The sequence below is a fragment of the Rhodovastum atsumiense genome (assembly GCF_937425535.1).
Lineage (GTDB): Bacteria > Pseudomonadota > Alphaproteobacteria > Acetobacterales > Acetobacteraceae > Rhodovastum > Rhodovastum atsumiense.
The window spans coordinates 1093509-1113668 of sequence record NZ_OW485601.1; the positions used below are offsets into that span (position 1 = coordinate 1093509).

The window sequence follows — 20160 nt, forward strand, 5'->3', positions numbered from 1 at the left end:
CGCTCCGCCTTCTCACCGCCATGCGGCGGCCAGCGCGATGCAAGCCGCGGTCCAGGGGCCGATGTTTCTCGCGCCATCCGGCCCCGCATGACAAGCACGGCCACGCAGGGCAGGCGCGCGGCAGGCCAGGGCGGCGGCCCGGCGGGCATGGCCAGCGAGCGGGCTGCCATGGCATGACGCAGCCCTGATGCCGTCGCGCGGCGGCGAGAAGGCGGAACGCAGATGACCGACGAGGATGACGAGGAAGAAGGCCCGAGGCTGCCGCCCGGGACCAAGAACTACATGACGCCCGCGGGCAACGCCCGGCTGCGGGCGGAACTGCAGACGTTGCTGCGGGTCGAGCGGCCCAAGGTGGTGGAAATCGTCTCCTGGGCGGCCGGCAACGGCGACCGTTCGGAAAACGGCGATTACCTGTACGGCAAGAAGCGACTGCGGGAAATCGACCGTCGCGTGCGCTGGCTGACCAAGCGGCTGGACATCGCCGAGGTGGTGGACCCCGCCTGCCAGCCCCAGCGCGACCGGATCTTCTTCGGCGCCACCGTGACCTACGCCACCGAGGATGACACCGAACGCACCGTCACCATCCTGGGGGCCGACGAGGCCGACATCACCCGCGGTGAGGTCAGCCTGTATTCCCCGATCGCCCGTGCCCTGCTGCGCGCGCGCGTGGGCGATGTGGTGAAGATGCACACGCCACGGGGCGTGGAGGACGTCGAGGTACTGGCGATCCGCTATCCGACCCCGTCCTGATGCCCATGGATGCGCCACCTGCCTGCTGTTCACGCAGGCAGGGAGCGGGTCAGCCTGCCTCGCCGGCGCGCAGGCGCCAGATCAGGCGGATATCGCCCCGGCTTGCCTGCATCCGCTCCGGCAGGCCGAGCCCGGGCGCGTCAGGGGCGAGGCAGCCATCGCGCGGCTGCAGCATCTGCGTGGGCAGCAGCTCGTGCAGATGGTCGTGGAAGCCGTGCACCTCGACCGCGGCCACCGCGCCGCGCGCGGCGCCGATCTGCAGGCAGGCCGCCAGCAGCACCGCCGTCGAATGATTCTGCAGGCAGACCGGCACGTCATGCGCCTCGGCCAGTGCCGCGAGCTTCAGCGTCTGGGTGATGCCGCCGCACAGCCCGGGATTGAGCTGCAGCACGCCGACCGCGCCGGCGCGCAGCAATTCCCGGAATCGGGCGACTCGCCACTCGCTCTCCCCCACCAGCACGCGCAGCCGGCCGGTGCGGTTGAGCATCAGCAGGCCCGGCACGTCGGTGACCGGCAACGGCGCCTGGATCGCGGTGACCCCCAGCTCGGCGAGGCGGCGGATCATGGCCGGGGCCTCGCCGGTGGTCAGGCACTCCCCGGCATCGACCAGGATCTCGACCTGCGGCCCCACCGCCTCGCGCACCGCGGCGACGCGGGCGAGGTCGGCATCGCGCTCCATGCGACCGATCTTCAGCTTGACGGCATAGAAGCCGCGCTCGACCAGGCCCTGCATCTCGGCGGCGAGTTCAGCCGGCCCCTTGCCGTTGGCGTACAGCCCGCCGCTCGCATAGACCGGCACCGCGTCGCGCTGCGGGCCGAGCAATTCGTGCACGCTGGCCCCGAATCCACGGGCGCGCAGGTCCCAGAGGGCGATATCGACCGCGCTGGTGACAGCGGGGGGAATCCAGTCCGGCGTCTCCGCGGACTGCAGCGACCATGCGGTCTGCCAGTGCTGCTCGATCAGCCGCGCATCCCCTCCGAGCAGATAGGGGGCCAGGGACCGCAACTGGTCGAAGAACAGGCTGATCGCCTCCTGCTCGCACCAGCCTTCGCCCATGCCGGTCTGACCGTCGCGCGTGGTGATGCGTACGATCGGAATCCGCCGCTCGGTCCAGCGGGCGTTCGGTCCAAAATGTCGTCCGTCGAGCGTGCGGCGGAACTCATAGGCGGCGACCTCAGCGATCTCCAAGCGATACCCTCCTGGAGCGACCATGGCTGTGACCGTCTCATATGACAAGGGCGAGGCAGCATCGGGCAGATGCGCGCGTAACATGCTACCACCCCACCGTCATGGTTGATTTTTGGCCAGATCATTCCCGTTCGACGCGATCGGGCGGAGCCCGGCCCCGGTTCAGCCACCGCGGTCGATATGCACCATCGTCATCCGGATCGTCATTCGGCCCCCCCCTGCCTGCAGTGACAATGCGCAGCGCCGGGGCCGGATGTGAGAGGCCGGGGGTCACAACCCGGCGACAACGGACCGGGGGACGATCGATGCGGGAGAACGCACAGATATTGGACGAATGACAAATTCCATCATTCGTCATATCACCAGGGATCATGGACATGACCCGCTCTCCCCCGCCCGTCCCCAGGGCAGAGGCAACCCGGACCGCGATCGTCGAGACGGCCGAGCGGCTGTTCCGCTCGCTTGGCTACCAGAAGACGACGGTGGCCGACATCGCCCGTGAATTGCGGATGTCCCCGGCCAATGTCTACCGCTTCTTCCCGAGCAAGGCGGCGATCAACGAGGCGATCTGCGCGCGCATCCTCGACGGCTTCGATCGCCTGGCCTGGTCGATCGCCCGTGGCCCGGAACCGGCGCCCGACCGCCTGCGCCTGCTGTTCCGGACCATGCAGCGGCAGACCATGACCTTGTTTTTCCACGACAAGCGGATGCACGACATGGTCGCCGCCGCCATGGAGGAGCACTGGGGCGTCATCCGCGCCTATGTCGAGAGCTTCGACAAGGCGCTGCGCCACATCCTCATGGACGGCATCGCCGCGGGCGTGTTCGCCCCCTGCGACGCCGACCGCACGTCGCGGCTGATGCATTGCACCATGATCGGCTTCGTCCATCCGACCCTGGTGCAGGAATGGATCGACGACGACCTGCCCGGTCTGGCGGCCGACATGGCGGAGCTGGTGCTGCGGTCCCTGCGTCCGGAGAACTGATGAATATTGACATTCGTCAGTCGAGCTGACAGCTTCCCGGCCCGAAGCCGGGACCCCAGGCCATGACCGATCACGTTCGTCGTGCCCTTTGCATGCTCGCCCTGCCGATCGTGCTCGGCGCCTGTCGCGAACGCGCGACACCAGCGGTGGAAACCACCACACGCCCGGTCCAGGCCGTGCGCGTGGCGCTGCGCCCGGCCGAGGACATCCGCAGCTTCACCGGCACCATCCGCGCCCGCCGCGAAGCCGATCTCGGGTTCCGCGCCGGCGGCCGCATCGTCGCGCGCGAGGTCGATCTCGGCGCGCGGGTGCAGGCGGGACAGGTGCTGGCCCGGCTCGACCCCACCGACCTCGCTTTGGCGCTGCGCTCGGCCGAGGCCGATCTCGCCGCCGCCGAGGCCCAGGCGGCACAGGCCCGCGCCGACGGTTCCCGCAGCACCCGGCTGCTCGCCGGCGGCTGGATCCCGGCGGCCACCGACGACGCCCGGCAGGCCGCCGCGCGCACCACGCGCGAACGCGTCGTCGCCGCCCGCGCCGCCGTGCAACTGGCACGCAACCGCCGCGACTATGCCGAGCTGCGCGCCCCGGCTTCCGGGGTAGTGACCGCGATCCTCGCCGATCCCGGCACGGTGGTCGCCGAGGGCACCCCGGTGCTGCGCCTCGCCGAGGCCGGGACGCTGGAAGTCGAGGTGGCCCTGCCCGAAGCGGCCCTCGCCGCCGCCGGCGAGGCGCCGGCCCGGGTGACGCTCTGGGCACGCCCGCAGGAGACGTTGGCGGCGCGGCTGCGCGAGCTTGCCCCCACCGCCGACCCGAAGCTGCGCACCTTCACCGCCCGCTACGCCATCGCCGAACCGCCTGACTGGCTCGCCTACGGCATGACCGCGACCGTGCGCCTCGCGCAGGAAGCCGGCCCGCCGCTGGCGGTGGTCCCCGCCGCCGCCCTGGCCGATCGCGGCGCCGGCCCGATCGTCTGGGTGGTCGATGTGGCGAACGGCCGGCTCGATCCCCGCCCGGTCACGTTGCGCCGCCTCGGCAGCGACCGGGCGCTGGTGGGCGGGCTGCGGGACGGCGAGCTGGTGGTCGGGCTCGGTGTGCAGAAGCTCGATCCAGATGCACGCGTACGCGTGGCCGAGATCCGGCGGGCACCGGAGTAGACCGCGGTGGAACGCTTCAACCTCTCTGCCTGGGCGGTCGCGCATCGCGCCCTGGTCGGTTTCCTGATCGTCCTGCTGTTCGCCGCCGGCGCCCGCTCCTACACGAAGCTGGGCCGAGCCGAGGACCCCTCCTTCACCGTCAAGCTGGCGGTGGTCACCGCGCAGTGGCCTGGGGCGACCGCGCAGGAGATGCAGGAGCAGGTGGCCGAGCGGATCGAGCGCAAGCTGCAGGACCTCGCCTGGCTCGATCATCTCGACACCTTCGTCCGGCCCGGCGTCTCGGCGACGCTGGTCAGCTTCCGCGACAACACCCCGCCCGCGCAGGTGCCGGACCTGTTCTATCAGACCCGCAAGAAGCTCGAGGACCTGCGCCCGTCGCTGCCCGCCGGCCTGCGCGGGCCTTTCGTCAACGACGAATACGCCGACGTCTACGGCGCGGTGTTCGCCCTCTTTGGCACCGAGGCGGAAGGTACCGCCGGCCCCGACAACACCGAGCTGATCCGCCAGGCCGAGTCCATCCGTGACCGGCTGCGCCGGCTGCCGGGCGCGGAGAAGGTCACCATCCTCGGCGAGATCCAGCGCACCCTGTTCGTCGAGTTCAGCCATGCCCGCCTGGCCACGCTCGGGGTCACCGTGGGCGACGTGGCCGATGCGATCGCGCGCCAGAACGGGCTGGCCCCGGCAGGGCTGGTCGAGACCGGCACCACGCGCATCCCGGTCCGGGTGGACGGCGCGGTGGACGGCGCCACGGCACTCGCCGCCGTGCCGGTCGCCGCCGGCGGCCGCTCGGTGCGGCTGTCCGACCTCGCCACCATCACCCCCGGCCATGCCGACCCGCCCGATTTCAGCGTCCGCCACAATGGTCGGCCCGCCGTGGTGATCGCGGTGTCGTCGCAGAAAGGCACCGACGGCCAGGTCTTCGGCGCGACGCTGCGGGCGGAAGCCGACCGCATCCGCGCCGGGCTGCCGCTCGGCTTCGCCCTGCAGCAGGCCGCCGACCAGCCTGCCGTGATCGCCGAGGCGGTCGGCGAATTCCTGTTGAAGTTCGTCGCCGCCCTGGGCGTGGTGCTGGTGGTCTCCTTCCTCTCGCTCGGCTGGCGCTCGGGGATCGTGGTGGCGCTGGCAGTGCCGCTGACCCTGTCGATCGTGTTCATCGTCATGGACGAGCTGGGCATCGAGTTGCAGCGCATCTCGCTCGGCGCGCTGATCCTCTCGCTCGGCCTGCTGGTGGACGACGCCATCATCTCCATCGAGACCATGGTGGTGAAGCTGGAGGAAGGCTGGGACCGCGTGCGCGCCGCCAGCTTCGCCTGGACCTCCACCGCCTTCCCGATGCTGACCGGGACGCTGGTGACGGCGGCCGGCTTCCTGCCGGTGGGTATCGCGCAATCCACCACCGGGGAATATGCCGGCGGCATCTTCTGGGTGGTCGGGCTGGCACTGCTGGCAAGCTGGGTGGTCGCCGTGCTGTTCACGCCCTTCCTGGGCGTGCTGCTGCTGCCCTCGCCCCGGCCCGGCGCGCACCACGATCACGCCGCGCTTTATGACACCCGTGCCTATCGGCTGTTGCGCCGGGCGGTGCGGCTGGCCGTGCGGCACCGCGGCTGGATGGTGACCGGCACCGTCCTGCTGCTGCTGGTCGCGGGCGGCGGCATGTCATTGGTCAAGAAGCAATTCTTCCCGAACTCCGCGCGCACCGAGCTGCTGATCGACGTGAAGCTGCGCCAGGGCGCCTCGCACGCCGCGACCGAGGCAACAGTACACCAGGTGGAACAGGCCCTGGCGGCCGATGACGATGTCCTCTGGTACACCAGCTATATCGGCGCCGGTCCGCCCCGCTTCTTCCTGGCCTACAATCCGGCCCTGCCGAACGACGCCCTCGCCACCATCGTGCTGACCACCCGTGACCCCACCGCCCGCGAGCGCGTGCGCGCCCGCCTGCAGGCCTTGGCGGCGCGCGAGGAGGTGCCGTCGGCCCGGTTGCGGGTCTCGCGGCTCGAACTCGGCCCCCCGGTCGGGTTCCCGGTGCAGTTCCGGGTGGTCGGCACCGATCTCGATGCCGTGCGGAAAAGCGCCGATGCGGTGATGGCAGCCCTGCGCGCCACCCCCGGCACCCGCGACGTGCAGCTTGCCTGGGGCGAACGCGCCCCCTCGGTCCGGCTGGAACTCGACCAGGCCCGCGTGCGCGAACTCGGCCTCGCCCCCGCCGAAATCGCGCGGGCCCTGTCCACCCTGCTTTCCGGCCTCAACGCGACCCAGTTGCGCGACGGCACCAAACTGGTGGACGTGGTGCTGCGGGCGGTGCCGGGCGAGCGGCTCGACCTCGACCACCTGCCCGACTTCATGCTGCCGACCTCCGCCGGGCCGGTGGCGCTGTCGCAGGTGGCGCGGCTGGTGCCGACCACCGAGGATCCGATCCTGTGGCGGCGCGACCGCGAGCCCTACCTGACCGTGCAGGCCGACATCCAGGACGGGCTACAGGCCCCGGACGTCACCGCCGCCGCGCTGCCGCGCCTCGCGGCGGTCCCGCTGCCGCCGGGCGTGCGCATCGAAACTGGCGGCGCCACCGAGGAAGCCACCAAGGCCAACGGCGCGCTCTACGCCGTCTTCCCGCTGATGGTCGGCGCGATGGTGCTGCTGCTGATGATCCAGTTGCAGGACCTCCGCCGCGTGCTGCTGGTGCTGGCGACGGCGCCGCTGGGTATCATCGGCGCCGTCGCGGCGTTGCTGCTGGCCGATGCGCCCTTTGGGTTCGTCGCCTTGCTCGGGCTGATCTCGCTCAGCGGCATGGTGATGCGCAACTCCGTCATCCTGGTGGACCAGGTGCGGCAGGACCTGGAAGCCGGGGCGAGCCTGGCGGACGCTATCGTCGAGAGCACGGTGCGACGCACCCGGCCGGTGGTGCTGACGGCCCTGGCATCCGCCCTGGCCTTCGTGCCACTGACACTGAACGTGTTCTGGGGGCCGATGGCGCTGGCAATGATCGGCGGACTCATCGGTGCGACCGTGCTGACGTTGCTTTATCTGCCTGCGCTGACCGCGATGCTGGTGCGGTCGGCACCGATCCGGGGCGCTGCCCCGGCCCCGCCAGGAGGCTTCGCCTCCTGGACCTCCACCAAGGGCCCAGGGCCCTTGGATCCCATGTTTCCGGGGCGCGGATAAGTCCGGGGCAACGCCCCGGCGCGTCACGCCCCGCAGCTTGCGTTCATGGGAAGGAACGCCTCGGCCGCGGGAATGCTGCGGATGGATTCATAATAATCCCAGGCGACATCGCTCTCGCCCGGCTTGCGGACCCGAAACAGGGTCAGGTCGAACAACACCCGCCCGTCCTGGCGAATGCTGCCGGGGCGCCCGAAATAGGCCACCGGCAGGGCCTTCATCGCCCGGTTGACCGCGACCGGGTCGGCGGTGCCGGCTTCCTTCATGCCTTTCAGGAAGTGCAGCGTGCTGGTGTAGACCAGCGCCTGGTTCTTGGTCGGCATGGCGCGGCGCTCGGCGAAGAAGCGCCGCGCCCAGGCCCGGGACTCGTCGTTCTGGTTCCAGTAAAAGCTGGCCGGGAAGGTCAGGCCCTGGGCCGTTGGCAGACCGAGCGCGTGGATCTCGGTGATGTAGGTCAGGAACGTGGCCAGGGTCTGCCCGGTCTTGCGGGCCAGCCCGAATTCGTGCGCCTGCTTGACGGCGTTCACCAGGTCGGTGCCCACCGAGGCGAAGCCGACCACCTTCGCCCCCGAATTCTGCGCCTGCAGCAGCAGCGAGCCGTAGTCGGTCTCGCCGATCGGGTGGCGCACCGCGCCCAGCACCCGCCCGCCGGCGGCGGTGATGGTGTGGGTGGCCTCCTCCTGCAGGGCGCGGCCGAAGGTGTGGTCCACGGTGATGAAGAACCAGCTCGTGCCGCCGCCTTCGATGACCGCCCGTGCCGTGCCCGCGGCCAGGGCATGGGTGTCGTCGGCCCAGTGGGTGCTGGTGGGGAAGCAGGATCGGGTGGTGAGGTCGGCGGTGGCGGCAGCGGTGATCATCACCGTCCTGCCGCGCTCACGCGCCGCCTGCTGGACCGCGAAGGCGATGGCGGTGACCGGAAGGTCGACGATCGCGTCGACCCCGTCATACTCGTACCAGCGGCGTGCGATGGTACCAGCAACGTCCGGTTTGTTCTGGTGATCGGCGTGCAGGACCTGCACGGGCCGGCCCAGCACGCTGCCGCCGAAATCGGCGACCGCCATCTGCGCCGCCAGCACCGAGCCGGGGCCACCGCTGTCCTGGTATGGCCCGGTTTCGTCGGTCAGCACGCCGATCCGTACCGGCGCCTCGGCCCGCGCGCGCCCGATCACCGGGGCCGCGGCAGCGACCCCCAGCAGCACACGCCGGCCCAGGCCGTTCGTCGTCATCGCCACCTGTGTCCCTCCCTGTTTATTTCTAGGGCGTCGAGACCACGGTGCCGCGGCACTCCCCGAAGCCAAGTGACGCAAACCCGTCCCGGACGGCCCTTGCCCGGAATATGATCTCGTCGCCGTCCTCAAGGAAGCGGCGTGTCTCGCCGGAGGCGAGATGGATGGGATTGCGCCCGCCCTCGGTGATCTCCAGCAGCGAGCCCCAGCCTTCGATCCCGGGGGCGGAAATCGTGCCCGAGCCGAACAGGTCGCCGGGGCGGAGATTGCAGCCATTGCTGGTGTGGTGCGCGATCATCTGCGCGAAGGTCCAGTAGAGATGGCGGGTGCTGCTGACCGAAAGCACATGCGGGTCCATGCCGCGCGCGCGCGTCACCCTGGTGGTCAGCAGCACCTCGAGCTCGATCGCCAGCGCCCCGTGGGTCTGGTCGAACTCGCACCACAGGTGGTGCAGCGGCGCCGGATCGCCTTCCGGCCGCGGCTTCTGCGGCACCCGGAACGGCCGCAGCGCTTCCGCCGTCACGATCCAGGGCGAGATCGTGGTCAGGAAGTTCTTCGACAACAGCGGGCCGAGCGGCTGGTATTCCCAGCCCTGCAGGTCACGGGCCGACCAGTCGTTGAGCAGGCAGAATCCCGCGGCATGGGCATGCGCCGCGGCGATCGGGATCGGCTCGCCCAGCTTGTTGCCCGGGCCGATCCAGATACCCAGTTCGATCTCGTAGTCGAGGCTGCGCGAGGGGCCGAAGCTCGGCACCGTCTCGCTGCCTGGCTTGCGCTGGCCCTCCGGCCGGTGCACCGGGGTGCCCGAGGGCTGGATCGACGAGGCGCGCCCGTGATAGGCGATCGGCACGTATTTGTAATTGGGCGACAGCGGCGTGTCCGGCCGCAACAGGCGCCCGACATTGTTGGCGTGATGAATGCCGGCATAGAAATCGGTGTAGTCGCCGATCTGCGCCGGCACATGCAGGGTGCAGTCGGCGGCGCGATGCAGCAGCCGGGGTTCGAGCGCGCGCACCGAGGCGGTGGCCTCGTCGCTGAGGATCTCGAACAGGCGGTCGCGCAACGCTTCCCGCCCGCCGGCATCGAAGTTAAGCAGCCGGTTGAGCTGCGGCTCCGCCGCTGCCGCGGCGACGTCCTGCACCACGCCGCCGAACAGCCCGACCTCCAGCGCCGCCGGCAGGTCGAGGATGCTGTCGCCGATCGCGACCCCACCGCGCGGCATCTCCCCATGCGGACTAAACACGCCGAAGGGCAGGTTCTGCACGGGGAAATCGGGATGGCCGTTGGCGGAGGCAACCCAGCTCCGCCGCCGCACGTCATGGGTATGATTGGTCATTGGATGTTTCCAGCGCTCGAATGCTTCTGCGGTACGTTCGCGCCAATACCGGCCCCGGCTGCCTGCCGCGGACCGTCCGATGCGCTCAGGCCCGACCGGGCCCGCGCGTCGTCAGGAAAAGCAGCCCAGTCTCAGGTCGGCCAGTCTCAGGCCGGAGCGAGAAAGTAACAGGCTTTCTCGCGGCGCGCGCATGGCGCGACCTGATGGGCTGCGAAGGCAAAGTCCCGAAATGGGGACGGTCCAGACGGCTGCTTTCATTTTCGTTCCTCCTGCTCCCCAGTGGAGATGATTTTGGAGGAAACGCTACAACACTGATCAGTCTGCCGCTACCGGCACGCTGAGCCAGCCGCGGAAGCGTGCGCGCCCGCCATGCAGCCTGGGCCCGGCCGCCCGGTAGCGGGGGAAGCGCTGCAGGAACCGCCCGATGGCGATGCGCCCCTCCAGCCGCGCCAGCGACAGTCCCGCACAGAGATGGGTGCCGAATCCGAACGCGAGATGCCGGTTCGGCCAGCGCCCGAGATCGAGCCGGTCCGGATCCTCGAAGGCCGCCGGATCGCGGTTGGCGGCCCCGATGCAGAGCGTGATCGGCGTGCCCCGCTCGAAGGCCACGCCGCCGATCTGCCCGGCGGCGGTGCTGATGCGGTTGCCGAGCTGGGTGCTGCTCTCGAAGCGCAGGAGTTCCTCGATCCCCATCCGGATCAGCTCGGGATCGGCGAGCAGCCGCTCGCGCTGGTCGGGCCAGTCCAGCAGGCAGACCAGCGCGTTGCCGATCAGGTTCGTGGTCGTCTCGTGGCCGGCATTGAGCAGGAAAGTGCAGTTCTCGATCAGTTCGTCCTCGCTCAACCGGTCGGCGCCCTCCCCCACGATCAGCCGGGTCAGCACGTCGCGCCAGGGATCGCGCGGCGCCGCCCGGCGCTCGGTGATCAGCTCCTGCAGGAAGGGACGAAAGGCCAGCAGCGCCTCGGTGCCGCGCCGCTCGCGCTCCGGCGTCAGCACCGGCTCCAGCGCGCCCAGGATCGCGAGCGACCATTCCCGCAACGGCCCGCGCCGCTCCGGCGGCACGCCGAGCAGGTTGCCGATCACCTCGACCGGGATCAGCGCGGCGAAATCCTCGATCAGGTCGAACCGGCCCATGGCCCCGGCCCGGTCGAGCAGGCGGTCGACCAGGGCGACGATGTCCGGTTCGGTGTCGTTGAGCGCCCGTTGCGACAAGGCCCCGGTGAGCAACCGGCGCACGCGTGTATGCAAAGGTGGATCGTTGAACACCAGCGACCCGGTGTGGTGACGATAGAGCGGCGAGCCGACCCCGAATTTCCGTCCGAACTCGACCTTCTTGTCGCTGCTGTACAGTCGGGGGTCGCGGTAGACCGTGACCATGTCGGCATAGCGGGTCAGGAACAGCGAGCCGTCCGGCATGCGCCGCACCGGATCGAAATTCCGCAGCGCATGGTAGGTCGGATAGGGATTTTCGATGAAGGCGGGGGGCAGCGACTGCAGGTCGAAACCACGCGCCAGATCCTCGGGTGTCGCGTCCGTTCTCATCCGCCCCTCCCGGCGTCGTTGCGCGGGAGGCTAGGTGCGCCCCGGGGGGGCGTCAATGTCAGGGGGCGCGATGCAGCGTTGGGTCGATGGCATCGCGCAACGCTTCGCCGGCAAGGGTGAAGCCCAGCGTCGCCAGCACCAGCATGGTGGCCGCGCCCAGCAGCGGCCAGACCGATTGGTCCAGGTGCACATAGCCGTCGTACAGCAGCGCCCCCCAGGACGCCGAGGGCGGCGGCACGCCCACACCCATGAAGGAAAGGCCCGCCTCGATGGCGATCACGGTGGGGATGTCCATGCTGGCCAGCACCAGCAGGGTGCCGGCGATATTGGGCAGGACATGCCGTGCCCACAGCCGCGCGGGACCGACGCCGATGGCCCTGGCGGCTTCGAGATAGGTGGCCGAGGACAACGCCAGCACCTGCGCCCGCGCCACCCGCCCGAACCCCGGCGCCAGCGTCAGCGCCACCAGGATCACCAGCCGCTCCAGGCCCGGACCGAGCAACGCCACCGCCGCCAGCGCGAACAGCAGGCTGGGGAAGGCCGCAACCACATCGAACAGCACCAGCACCGAGGAGGCGACCACCGGCCGGGCCCGTGCCGCCAGCATGCCGAGGGGAACGCCGATCGCCAGCGCCAGCACGATCGCCGCGAGTGACACCCCCAGCGCGATCCGCCCCCCCGCTGCCAACCGGGCGAGCATGTCGCGCCCGAGCGAATCCGTGCCCGCCCAATGCGCCCAGCCGGGGGAGGCGAAACGGTCCGGGATGTGCAACGCCGCCGGATCGGCGAGCAAGGGCGGTCCCAGCACCGCGAAACCGACCACCAGGACCACCAGGATCATCCCCGGCCGGCCGGTCGGGCTGGCCCAGATGCCGCGCAATGCCCTCATGCGGCGGGGCGTTGCCCCGCACCCGACCAAGAGGCTTCGCCTCCTGGACCTCCACCAAGGGCTTCGCCCTTGGAACCCGATTTTCTGTGCCGCGCAGCGAGAATGGGATCCAAGGGCCTTGTGGCCCTTGGTGGGTCAAGGGCGAAGCCCTTGCCTTTCCGAACGCTCATGCGGCGATCCGCGGATCGAGCCGGAGCAGCAGCAGATCTACCACAAGGTTGGCAAGGGCGAACAGCGTGACCGCCACGAACACGCTGCCCTGCACGACGGGATAGTTGCGGCTGCCGATGGCGTCGAACACCAGGGTGCCGAGGCCCGGCCGGGCGAACACGATCTCCACCAGGATGGCGCCCCCGAGCAACCGGCCGATGCCCAGCCCGAGCACCGCGACCACCGGGATCGCCGCCAGCCGCAGCGCGTAGCGCCCCACCACCCGCCGTCCGGGCACGCCATAGGCCCGCAAGGTCCGCACATGCCCCGCCGCCAGCACCTCCAGCAGGGAACTGCGCAGCAGCCGGGCGATGTAACCCACCCAGCCGAGCGCCAGCGCCACCGCCGGCAGCACCAGGGCCAACGGGTCATCCCCCTGCCCCGTCACCGGCAGCCAGCCGAGCCAGGTGGAGAACACCAGCAGCAGCAGGACCGCCACCACGAAATTCGGGATGGCGATGCAGGACACGCTCGCCACTGCCAGCACCCGGTCGGGAAGGCTGCCCGGCCGCGTGGCCGCGAGACAGCCGAGCGGCACGCCGAGCAGGAGCGCCAGCCCCATCGCCGCGGCGGTCAGGGTCAGCGTGTACGGCAGCACGTCCAGCACCATGGCCAGCACGCTGCGGCCGCTGATCACGTCGGTGCCGAGATCGCCGCGCAGCAGGTGCAGCAGGAAGGTGCCGAGCCGCACCGGCAATGGCCGGTCGAGCCCCATCGCTGCGGAGAAGGCCGCCACCGCCTCCGGGGTAGCGCGCGGACCAAGCAGCACCTGCGCCGGATTGCCGGGGATCGCGAGCGTCAGGGCGAACAGCAGCAGGGCCGCCCCCAGCAGCACCACCCCGGTCGCCCCGATGCGCAGCAGCACCATCCGGGGCATCGGGGCGCCGCCCTCAGGCCCGGGCGAAACGGTCGAAGGACATGTCGTCGCCGTTCGGCAGCACGGCGGGGACCAACCAGTCGCGGTAGCCGAAGGCGTGCACTTCGTGGGTCAGCCAGATGAAGGCGGCGGACTCGTCCATGCGCTGCTGCGCGGCGATGTACTGCTTCGTCCGCACCGCCGCATCGTCGGTCCGCGCGGCGTCCGCGACGAGGCGGTCGAATTCGGGATCACGCCAGCGCTGCCAGTTCCATTCGCCGACCTGCGCGGCGGTGAACCATTGCAGGTTGAAGGCGGGGTCGGCCTTGCCGGCGAAGCGCTGCAGCACCAGTTCCAGCGACTTTCCCGCCTCGCCGCTGCCGGCCGACCAGAAGGCGCCGCCGTCGCGCACGTCGAGGTCGATGGTGATGCCGGCCTCGGCGAGCAGCGCCTGCAGCACCACCCCGGCATTCTGATACGTGGGCTGGTTGAGCAGGGTCAGGCGCAATCGCAGGCGCTGCGCCCCCGCCTCCGCCAGCATCCGCCGCGCCGCGGCCAGGTCGCGCCCGCGCCGCGGCGCCGCTTCCCAATGCCCGAGCAGGCCGGGCGCGATCGGCGCGTGGGCCACCGAGGCCGCTCCGCCCCAGCCACCCTCGACCACCGATGGCACGTCGATCGCGGCGCGGATCGCCTGGCGCACCCGCGGATCATCGAGTGGCGGACGCTCCACGTTCAGGCCGAGCCAGACCATGTTGATGCCGTCCTGCTTCATCACCCGGGTCCGGGCGACGCGGCCGATGGTGGCGACGTTCTGCGGATCGATCGCGGCGAACTGCAGTTCGTCGCCGCGCAAGGCCAGTTCGGCGGTGCGGGCGTCGCGCATCGGCCGCAGGGTGATGCGGGCGAAAGCCGGCTTCGGGCCCGGCCAGGACGGATCGGCCCGCAGCACCACGGCCCGGTTCGGCTCCCATTGCGCGAAAGTATACGGGCCGGCGCCGATCACGCGGACCGGCTGGCGATCGGTGCGATAGGCTCCCTGGGCGAAGGCGCGGCGGGAGATGATGCAGCCGGAGGCGTCCGGCAGCACCGTGCTCCAGAGCATCGGCGCCGGCGTGCGCAGCAGGATGCGGCCGGCATGCGGCCCGGTGACCTCGACATGATCGAGCGCCTCCCAGTCCGCGGCGTAGCTGGGCGGCTTGCCGTCCGGGCCGGGCTCGCGGAACCGCTCGAAGGAGAATTTCACGTCCTCCGCCGTGACCTCGCCGAAGCCGTCCTGGAAGTGCCGCCCCGGATGCAGCTCGAAGGAGATCACCGTCGGGCTGTCCTGGCGAATGGCGCGCGCCAGCGCCGGTTCCCAGGCGAAGCTGCCCGGGCGGAACGCGATCAGCCCCGGGCAGACCGCCCGCAGGATGTTCGCCTCGAGCGAGGAAAGCCGGGTCGCCGGATCGAGCGCGCCCTGGATGTCGCGGGCAATCGCGAGCGTGATCTCGTCGCGCGACTGCGCCAACACCGGGGCGGACAGGAATGCGGCCATGCCGCTGCCCAGCAGCGTCCTGCGATGCAGTCGCATGCGCGTCCCTCCTCCGGCCCCACATGGTCCGAACGCCATCCAACCACGACCGTTCCGCCGCGTCACGCGATCGGAACCGGCTCAGGCGGAGGGCAGCAGGCCCCAGAAACGGGCGATCTCCTCGACCGCCGGCAGGCCGATATCGATCACGAAGCGGTCCGAGGCGGGCCCGGCCGCCGGGAAGCCATGCGACATTCCCGCGACCGTCCAGACCTCGACCGCCTCGTGCCAGACCCGCCGTCGCAGCCCCGGCCGGGGCGAGAGATCCAGCGTCGGCGCCCCCCCCGTGCCGTGCAGCGCCGTCCATTGCTTCGCCAGGTTGGCCGCGTTCGCCGGATCGACCGTCAGGTCGGCCTCGCCGTGCCAGATCGACAGGCGCGGCCACGCCCCGCCATAGCCGGCCGGCGCAAGCGCCCGCGCCCGCGCCTCCCAGCTCGGGCCGTCGCTGTCATCCCCGGCCCGGGACATGCGCGTCATCGCCTGGGACATGTCCCGCGCGCAGCCGGCCGGCAGGGCCGCCGCCACCGCGCCGGCCGCGAACACCTCGGGATAGGCGGCCAGCGCCCCCACCGCCAAGGCGCCCCCGGCGGACAGCCCGGCCACGAAGACCCGGCCGGGATCACAGCTGAACGCCGCCACCACCGCCCCGACCATCTGGCGGATGGAGGCCGCCTCGCCCCGCTCGCGCGCGATGTCCTCGGGCTCGAACCAGTTGAAGCAGCGGCCGCCATTGTTGGACGGGCTCTGCTCGGGCAGCAGCAGCGGCGCGCCCAGCCGGTCGGCGAGCGCGATCCAGCCGGCCTCGCGGGCGAAGCGGCCGGGCGCCTGGCCACAGCCATGCAGCAGCACCAGCAAGGGAGCCCCCTGGCGCGGCCCCGCCGCGGGCAGGTGCACCCGCGCCCCGAGCCCGCCGGGATTGGACCCGAACCCGCTGAGCGTCTCGCTGCGTCCACTGCCCCCCTGGTCCGGGCGGTCGGCGTCGAGGTCCGGCATCAGGCCGACCGCATCCAGGACCTGGCGCAGGCCAGGGACCTGGCCGAGCAGCGCATCAAGCATTTCAGGTCACGCAGTGTCCGGTTGCGCGGCTGGCGCTGCCGCGACGAAGGAAGGACATGCCGTCGCGGCCGCCTCGGCCCGCGGCGAGGGGGGGAACCGCCGGTGCCCGGCGGCCGGGGAACGAAACCGGGTGGAGAGCGTCATGACCTCGCCGGCGCCGAGCGGAGTGCCTCGGCGATCGCCTGCCGCACCACGCCGACATCGCCGATGTGGTTGGCGAGAATGAGCACCAGCCTGGCATCGAGCCGACGGGAGGCGCTGGTGTCCAGGCCACGATGCGCCTCCGCCAGGGCCTCGAACAGCCCGTCGGGATCGTCGAGCCGGGGAGAGAGATCGAGTGTGCTCATGCCGGGATGCGTTGCCTTTCCTCGCTGGTGATGCCCAGCGCCCGGCGTCGCGCCGCCGCGACCAGGGCGGGATCGAAACGCCGCCAGCGTGCCGCCACGTGCTGATCGGGACGGATCAGCACGGCGGTCCCCGGCTGCGCGTCGTAGCGCGACGCCGCGACACCGTCATGGTCCCACAGCACGCCGTCCGCTTCGACCGGACTGACGAACACGGTCCGAACCGGCCAGTTCCCGTGCCGGCCGCGGCCGGCCGGGCCGGGCAGGGCCGCCGCCGGCACCTCGTCGGGGCTGCCGAACAGCAGCAAGGTGAAGGCCTCCCCGCCCAGACGGCGCAGCAGCCAGTCGGGGTGGCCGTCGCGCAGCACCGGTGCGTCGGCCGCCACGGCCCCGGGCGGCAGGCCACCGTTCCAGATATCGGAATCCGGCGTGCTCAGGGGGCTCTCGTGCAGCACCGCCGCGCAGGACAGCCGCCCCGAATTGACCAGCGGCCGGGCAAAGGCGTGATGCTCGGCCAGATCGAGCACCGCATCACGGTAGGCGCGCGACGCATCGTCGCGCGGCGTGATGAAATCGGTGCTGCGGGTCGAATGCAGGATGTTCTCGTCGGCCGCCGGGATGCGCTCGGCCTCGTAGCTGTCGAGCAGGCTCTCCGGCGAATCCCCGCGCAGCACCGCCACCAGCTTCCAGGCAAGATTATCGACGTCCTGCACGCCGGCATTGCCGCCACGCGCCCCGAACGGGCTCACCTGGTGGGCGGAATCGCCCAGGAACAGGATCCGGCCATGGCGGAAGCGCTGCAGCCGGCGGCAATGGAAGGTGTAGATGCTGACCCAGTCCAGTTCGAAGGTGACGGCCGGCCCCAGCATCGCGCCAACCCGGGCCCGCACCCTCTCCGGGCTGCACTCCAGTTCCGGATCGGCATCCCAGCCAAGCTGGAAGTCGATGCGCCAGACATTGTCGGCCTGGCGCTGCAGCAGCACCGAGCCGTCGGGATGGAAGGGCGGATCGAACCAGAACAACCGCTCGTCCGGGAAGCCCGCCTGCATCACCACGTCGGCGACCAGGAAATGATCGCGGAAGGTCTGGCCGACGAAGGGCAATCCCAGGCTGTCGCGCAGGAAGCTGCGGGCGCCGTCACAGGCCAGCACCCAGTCTGCGGTCAGTTCGTACGAGCCGTCCGGCGTCTCGACCGTGAGAACGACCTCCTGCGGCGCGTTCATGACGCTGACGATCCGGCTCTTCCAGCGCAGATCCACCAGCCCGGAGGCCTGGCAGGCCTCGACCAGCCATTCTTCCAGATAATATTGCTGAAGGTTGACGAAGGCCGGGTGCTGGTTGCCGGCCTCTTCCAGCAGATCGAAGGCGTAGACTTCCCGCTGGCCGCGAAACACCCGCCCGGCATGCCAGGTGACGCCCTTGGCCACCATCCGCTCGGCCAGCCCGAGCCGGGCGTAGATCTCCAGCGTGCGCTTGGCGAAGCAGATCGCGCGCGAGCCGACGCTGACCGTGTCGTCGTCATCGAGCAGCACCACGCGCTGTCCGCGCGTGGCCAGGTCGAGCGCCGCGGTCAGCCCGACGACGCCGCCGCCGACGATCACCACCGGATGACGGGCACCGGGATCGGTCGCCGGATGGTAGTCATAGCGCGGATAGACATGGGTGTTCTGCATGCGGTACCCCCCGGTCCCCACCGTGAGGTCTCTCGTCTACTCCATCTTGCGGGATTGTGCGCCCTCCTGTTCCGCCATCACCCGCATGCGCCGCCCGCCGGTTCGCACCGAATCCGTCCCGCCGGGGCGCGCGATCGGAGACCATGGCAGAGCTCGCATCGGCCATGTTCCAGATTGTTACGCGCAACCCGGCTATTTCCTTTCAACCGATTCGGCAGGATATGCTAAAAGAATCGGACTGATGGGTGATTGCACATGAAAACAACCGGGGACACCCAAATCGACGCGGCTTCGGAACTGTCCGGGGCCGACGTCTCTCGCAGCCGAGAGGTCTTCCTCCTCGAGGAATTCCTCCCATACGAACTATCCGTGACGGCAAGTCGCACGTCACGATTGTTCGCGCGGCGCTACGAGGCCGCGTTCGGCCTCAGCATCGCCGAATGGCGCGTGCTGGCCGTGGTCGGCCGCTTCGGCACCATCACGCCCAGCGCGGTGGCGGAGCGAACCGACATGGACAAGGTGAAGGTCAGCCGTGCCACCGCGAGCCTCGTCGCCGCCAACCTGCTCGAGCAGGGACCGGCACCGCATGACGGGCGCGCCCGTCTGTTGCGGCTGACGCGCAAGGGACGAGCGGTGCATGACGGCATCATTCCGCTGGCCATGTCGCTCGAGGCACAGATCGCCGCGGGACTGACCGAGCAGGAATGGGCCATGCTGCGAACCTGCCTGCGGCGGCTGCAGGACCATATCCGCACGCTTGAATCGAACGAGTTGCCGCAGTCGCCGCAGCGGCGCGTGCCGGGCATGGGACGAGCCCCGGACGCCTGACGCCTCAGAGACCACATCCCGCCCCTGGCCGGCGTGGCAGCGCCACGCCGCCAAAGCGGAAGAGGTGCGTGATCGCCATTCCGGGTTTGCCATGCCGCTCCGCCCGTCCCCTCGCCATAGGGTTGGTGGCGCTGGGCCTCAGTGCCGCCCCGGCCGCGGGCGGCAGCCCCCTGGCCCGCGACACGGCCTGCCGGGCCGAGACACGGGCAGAGTTGCCGGTGACGGTGCAGCGCAACTTCCTGCTGGTCCCGGCCGCGCTGGACGGGGGACGGACGCTGATGCTGGTGGACACCGGCGCCGAGGCCAGCACGGTGACCCCCGAGGCGGCCCGCACGCTCGGGCTGGCCTGGCAGCGCACCGGCCGCACCATCGTGGGCGTCGGCGGCACCGTGCAGGGCGGTTCGGTCCGGGTGCGGCACATGGACCTGGGGCCCCTGCGACACGTCGCGCTCACCCTTGATGTCGGCTCCCTCCCCTCGCTGGGCGGCCGCGGCAGGCCGGTCGCCGGGTTGCTCGGGGCGGACGTGCTCGACGCCTACGATATCGAGATCGATGTTCCCGGCCAGGCAATGCGCCTGCATGCGGTGTCGCCTTGTCCGGGGTTCATCCCCCCGGGGTACCGCTCCGGTAACGGACACCCGCTGTCCCGCACCCGCAGCGGATTGCTGTTCCTTTCGGTGGAGGTCGAGGGCAGGCGGATGCGGGCCCTGCTGGACACGGGGGCGCGCGGCAGCCTGATCACGCCGCGCGCGGCGTCGCAGGCCGGGGTCACGGAGGCCGCGCTGGCGCGGGATCCGGTGGTAACTGGCCGCGGCCTGGGCGGGGCCCGGCTGGCGTTCCGGCAGCACCGCTTCAACGAGGTCCGGGTGGGCGCCAGCGTCGCGCGCGACATGGTCATGAGCATCGCCCCCTTGCCACTCGAGGGCGTCGACATGCTGCTGGGGGCAGACTGGCTGGCCGGGCGCCGCATCTGGATCAGCCGCGCGGCAAACCGGCTGTTTCAAGAGCGCGGCGACACCCCACGCTAAGGCAGGGCACCGGCCGCCGCCGGCCCGGCCCCTGATCAGGGATGCGCCGGGAGAGAGCCGGCATATTTTTCCCCGCGCACCACCTCGACCGTGGTCAGCCAGGCGACCAGGGCGTAGTGCGGGAACCAGTCCCGTACCAGCATGTCCAGGAGATGCGCCGCCAGATCTTCGGTGGCCAGCACCTCGATCTGCACGTTGTCACCACCGATCGAACTGGAACGCTGGTTCCGCGAGCCACACCCCTTGGCCGGCGTGACAGTATAGCCGGTGGCCCCGGCGGCCTTGATGGCACGCGTGAGCCGCTCGGCCAGCACCGATTCAGTGACGACGGTGAGCAATTTGATGGAGGTGGTCTGCATTGCCG

General features: G+C 70.7%; 17 protein-coding genes. 6 read left to right on the top strand and 11 right to left on the bottom strand.

Annotated elements, in window-relative coordinates; all coding sequences use genetic code 11:
• Window positions 1-222 precede the first annotated feature (222 nt).
• A complete protein-coding gene (gene greB / locus NBY65_RS04780; RefSeq protein ID WP_150039448.1) occupies window positions 223-750 on the top strand; it encodes a transcription elongation factor GreB in 528 nt (175 codons plus the stop codon).
• Window positions 751-799: 49 nt separating this feature from the next.
• Here greB and NBY65_RS04785 read toward each other — a convergent pair whose 3' ends face one another.
• Window positions 800-1939, bottom strand: a complete 1140-nt coding sequence (locus NBY65_RS04785; RefSeq protein ID WP_162530427.1) for a mandelate racemase/muconate lactonizing enzyme family protein — start codon at window positions 1937-1939, stop codon at window positions 800-802.
• Between the two features lie 377 nt (window positions 1940-2316).
• Between NBY65_RS04785 and NBY65_RS04790 the strand changes: the two genes are divergently transcribed.
• The 3 genes from NBY65_RS04790 (at window position 2317) to NBY65_RS04800 (ending at window position 7241) form a co-directional block, all read left to right on the top strand.
• The gene (locus NBY65_RS04790; RefSeq protein ID WP_162530428.1) at window positions 2317-2925 is read left to right on the top strand and encodes a TetR/AcrR family transcriptional regulator; all 609 of its coding nucleotides are present in this window, start codon (window positions 2317-2319) and stop codon (window positions 2923-2925) included.
• 62 nt (window positions 2926-2987) lie between these two features.
• Complete coding sequence (locus NBY65_RS04795; protein WP_150039451.1) at window positions 2988-4079, top strand: efflux RND transporter periplasmic adaptor subunit; 1092 nt, start codon at window positions 2988-2990, stop codon at window positions 4077-4079.
• Between the two features lie 6 nt (window positions 4080-4085).
• The gene (locus tag NBY65_RS04800; protein WP_150039452.1) at window positions 4086-7241 is read left to right on the top strand and encodes an efflux RND transporter permease subunit; all 3156 of its coding nucleotides are present in this window, start codon (window positions 4086-4088) and stop codon (window positions 7239-7241) included.
• A gap of 23 nt (window positions 7242-7264) precedes the next feature.
• Here the strand turns inward: NBY65_RS04800 and NBY65_RS04805 are convergent, their stop codons facing one another.
• The 9 genes from NBY65_RS04805 to NBY65_RS04845 form a co-directional block, all read right to left on the bottom strand.
• Entirely contained in the window at window positions 7265-8464 is a 1200-nt protein-coding gene (locus NBY65_RS04805) for an ABC transporter substrate-binding protein (RefSeq protein WP_150039489.1), read from the bottom strand.
• 28 nt (window positions 8465-8492) lie between these two features.
• Window positions 8493-9800 (bottom strand): fumarylacetoacetase, encoded by a 1308-nt coding sequence (gene fahA / locus NBY65_RS04810; RefSeq protein WP_150039453.1) that lies wholly within the window; start codon window positions 9798-9800, stop codon window positions 8493-8495.
• A gap of 315 nt (window positions 9801-10115) precedes the next feature.
• Window positions 10116-11342, bottom strand: coding sequence for a cytochrome P450 (locus tag NBY65_RS04815; protein ID WP_150039454.1), 1227 nt, complete (start codon window positions 11340-11342; stop codon window positions 10116-10118).
• Window positions 11343-11400: 58 nt separating this feature from the next.
• Entirely contained in the window at window positions 11401-12231 is an 831-nt protein-coding gene (locus tag NBY65_RS04820) for an ABC transporter permease (protein ID WP_150039455.1), read from the bottom strand.
• Between the two features lie 166 nt (window positions 12232-12397).
• A complete protein-coding gene (locus NBY65_RS04825; RefSeq protein WP_150039456.1) occupies window positions 12398-13318 on the bottom strand; it encodes an ABC transporter permease in 921 nt (306 codons plus the stop codon).
• A 13-nt stretch (window positions 13319-13331) separates the two neighbouring features.
• Window positions 13332-14867 (bottom strand): ABC transporter substrate-binding protein, encoded by a 1536-nt coding sequence (locus tag NBY65_RS04830; protein WP_150039457.1) that lies wholly within the window; start codon window positions 14865-14867, stop codon window positions 13332-13334.
• 81 nt (window positions 14868-14948) lie between these two features.
• Entirely contained in the window at window positions 14949-15923 is a 975-nt protein-coding gene (locus tag NBY65_RS04835) for an extracellular catalytic domain type 1 short-chain-length polyhydroxyalkanoate depolymerase (protein WP_150039458.1), read from the bottom strand.
• A gap of 140 nt (window positions 15924-16063) precedes the next feature.
• Window positions 16064-16270, bottom strand: a complete 207-nt coding sequence (locus NBY65_RS04840) for a DUF2783 domain-containing protein (protein ID WP_150039459.1) — start codon at window positions 16268-16270, stop codon at window positions 16064-16066.
• Window positions 16267-17940, bottom strand: a complete 1674-nt coding sequence (locus tag NBY65_RS04845) for an FAD-dependent oxidoreductase (RefSeq protein ID WP_150039460.1) — start codon at window positions 17938-17940, stop codon at window positions 16267-16269. The genes NBY65_RS04840 and NBY65_RS04845 overlap by 4 nt, the downstream gene beginning before the upstream one ends.
• A gap of 369 nt (window positions 17941-18309) precedes the next feature.
• Between NBY65_RS04845 and NBY65_RS04850 the strand changes: the two genes are divergently transcribed.
• Window positions 18310-18768 (top strand): MarR family winged helix-turn-helix transcriptional regulator, encoded by a 459-nt coding sequence (locus NBY65_RS04850; RefSeq protein WP_162530429.1) that lies wholly within the window; start codon window positions 18310-18312, stop codon window positions 18766-18768.
• A 68-nt stretch (window positions 18769-18836) separates the two neighbouring features.
• Window positions 18837-19796, top strand: coding sequence for an aspartyl protease family protein (locus NBY65_RS04855; protein ID WP_150039462.1), 960 nt, complete (start codon window positions 18837-18839; stop codon window positions 19794-19796).
• A gap of 35 nt (window positions 19797-19831) precedes the next feature.
• On the opposite strand, the gene NBY65_RS04860 is transcribed toward NBY65_RS04855, so the two are convergent.
• On the bottom strand, window positions 19832-20155 hold the full coding sequence (locus tag NBY65_RS04860) for a P-II family nitrogen regulator (protein ID WP_150039463.1): 324 nt from the start codon (window positions 20153-20155) through the stop codon (window positions 19832-19834).
• Between the last annotated feature and the right edge of the window lie 5 nt (window positions 20156-20160).

Coding starts and splice junctions, on each gene's coding strand:
- greB (WP_150039448.1), top strand. CDS start 223: ATGACCGACGAGGATGACGAGGAAGAAGGCCCGAGGCTGCCGCCCGGG.
- NBY65_RS04790 (WP_162530428.1), top strand. CDS start 2,317: ATGACCCGCTCTCCCCCGCCCGTCCCCAGGGCAGAGGCAACCCGGACC.
- NBY65_RS04795 (WP_150039451.1), top strand. CDS start 2,988: ATGACCGATCACGTTCGTCGTGCCCTTTGCATGCTCGCCCTGCCGATC.
- NBY65_RS04805 (WP_150039489.1), bottom strand. CDS start 8,464: ATGACGACGAACGGCCTGGGCCGGCGTGTGCTGCTGGGGGTCGCTGCC.
- fahA (WP_150039453.1), bottom strand. CDS start 9,800: ATGACCAATCATACCCATGACGTGCGGCGGCGGAGCTGGGTTGCCTCC.
- NBY65_RS04815 (WP_150039454.1), bottom strand. CDS start 11,342: ATGAGAACGGACGCGACACCCGAGGATCTGGCGCGTGGTTTCGACCTG.
- NBY65_RS04820 (WP_150039455.1), bottom strand. CDS start 12,231: ATGAGGGCATTGCGCGGCATCTGGGCCAGCCCGACCGGCCGGCCGGGG.
- NBY65_RS04825 (WP_150039456.1), bottom strand. CDS start 13,318: ATGCCCCGGATGGTGCTGCTGCGCATCGGGGCGACCGGGGTGGTGCTG.
- NBY65_RS04830 (WP_150039457.1), bottom strand. CDS start 14,867: ATGCGACTGCATCGCAGGACGCTGCTGGGCAGCGGCATGGCCGCATTC.
- NBY65_RS04835 (WP_150039458.1), bottom strand. CDS start 15,923: ATGCTTGATGCGCTGCTCGGCCAGGTCCCTGGCCTGCGCCAGGTCCTG.
- NBY65_RS04840 (WP_150039459.1), bottom strand. CDS start 16,270: ATGAGCACACTCGATCTCTCTCCCCGGCTCGACGATCCCGACGGGCTG.
- NBY65_RS04845 (WP_150039460.1), bottom strand. CDS start 17,940: ATGCAGAACACCCATGTCTATCCGCGCTATGACTACCATCCGGCGACC.
- NBY65_RS04860 (WP_150039463.1), bottom strand. CDS start 20,155: ATGCAGACCACCTCCATCAAATTGCTCACCGTCGTCACTGAATCGGTG.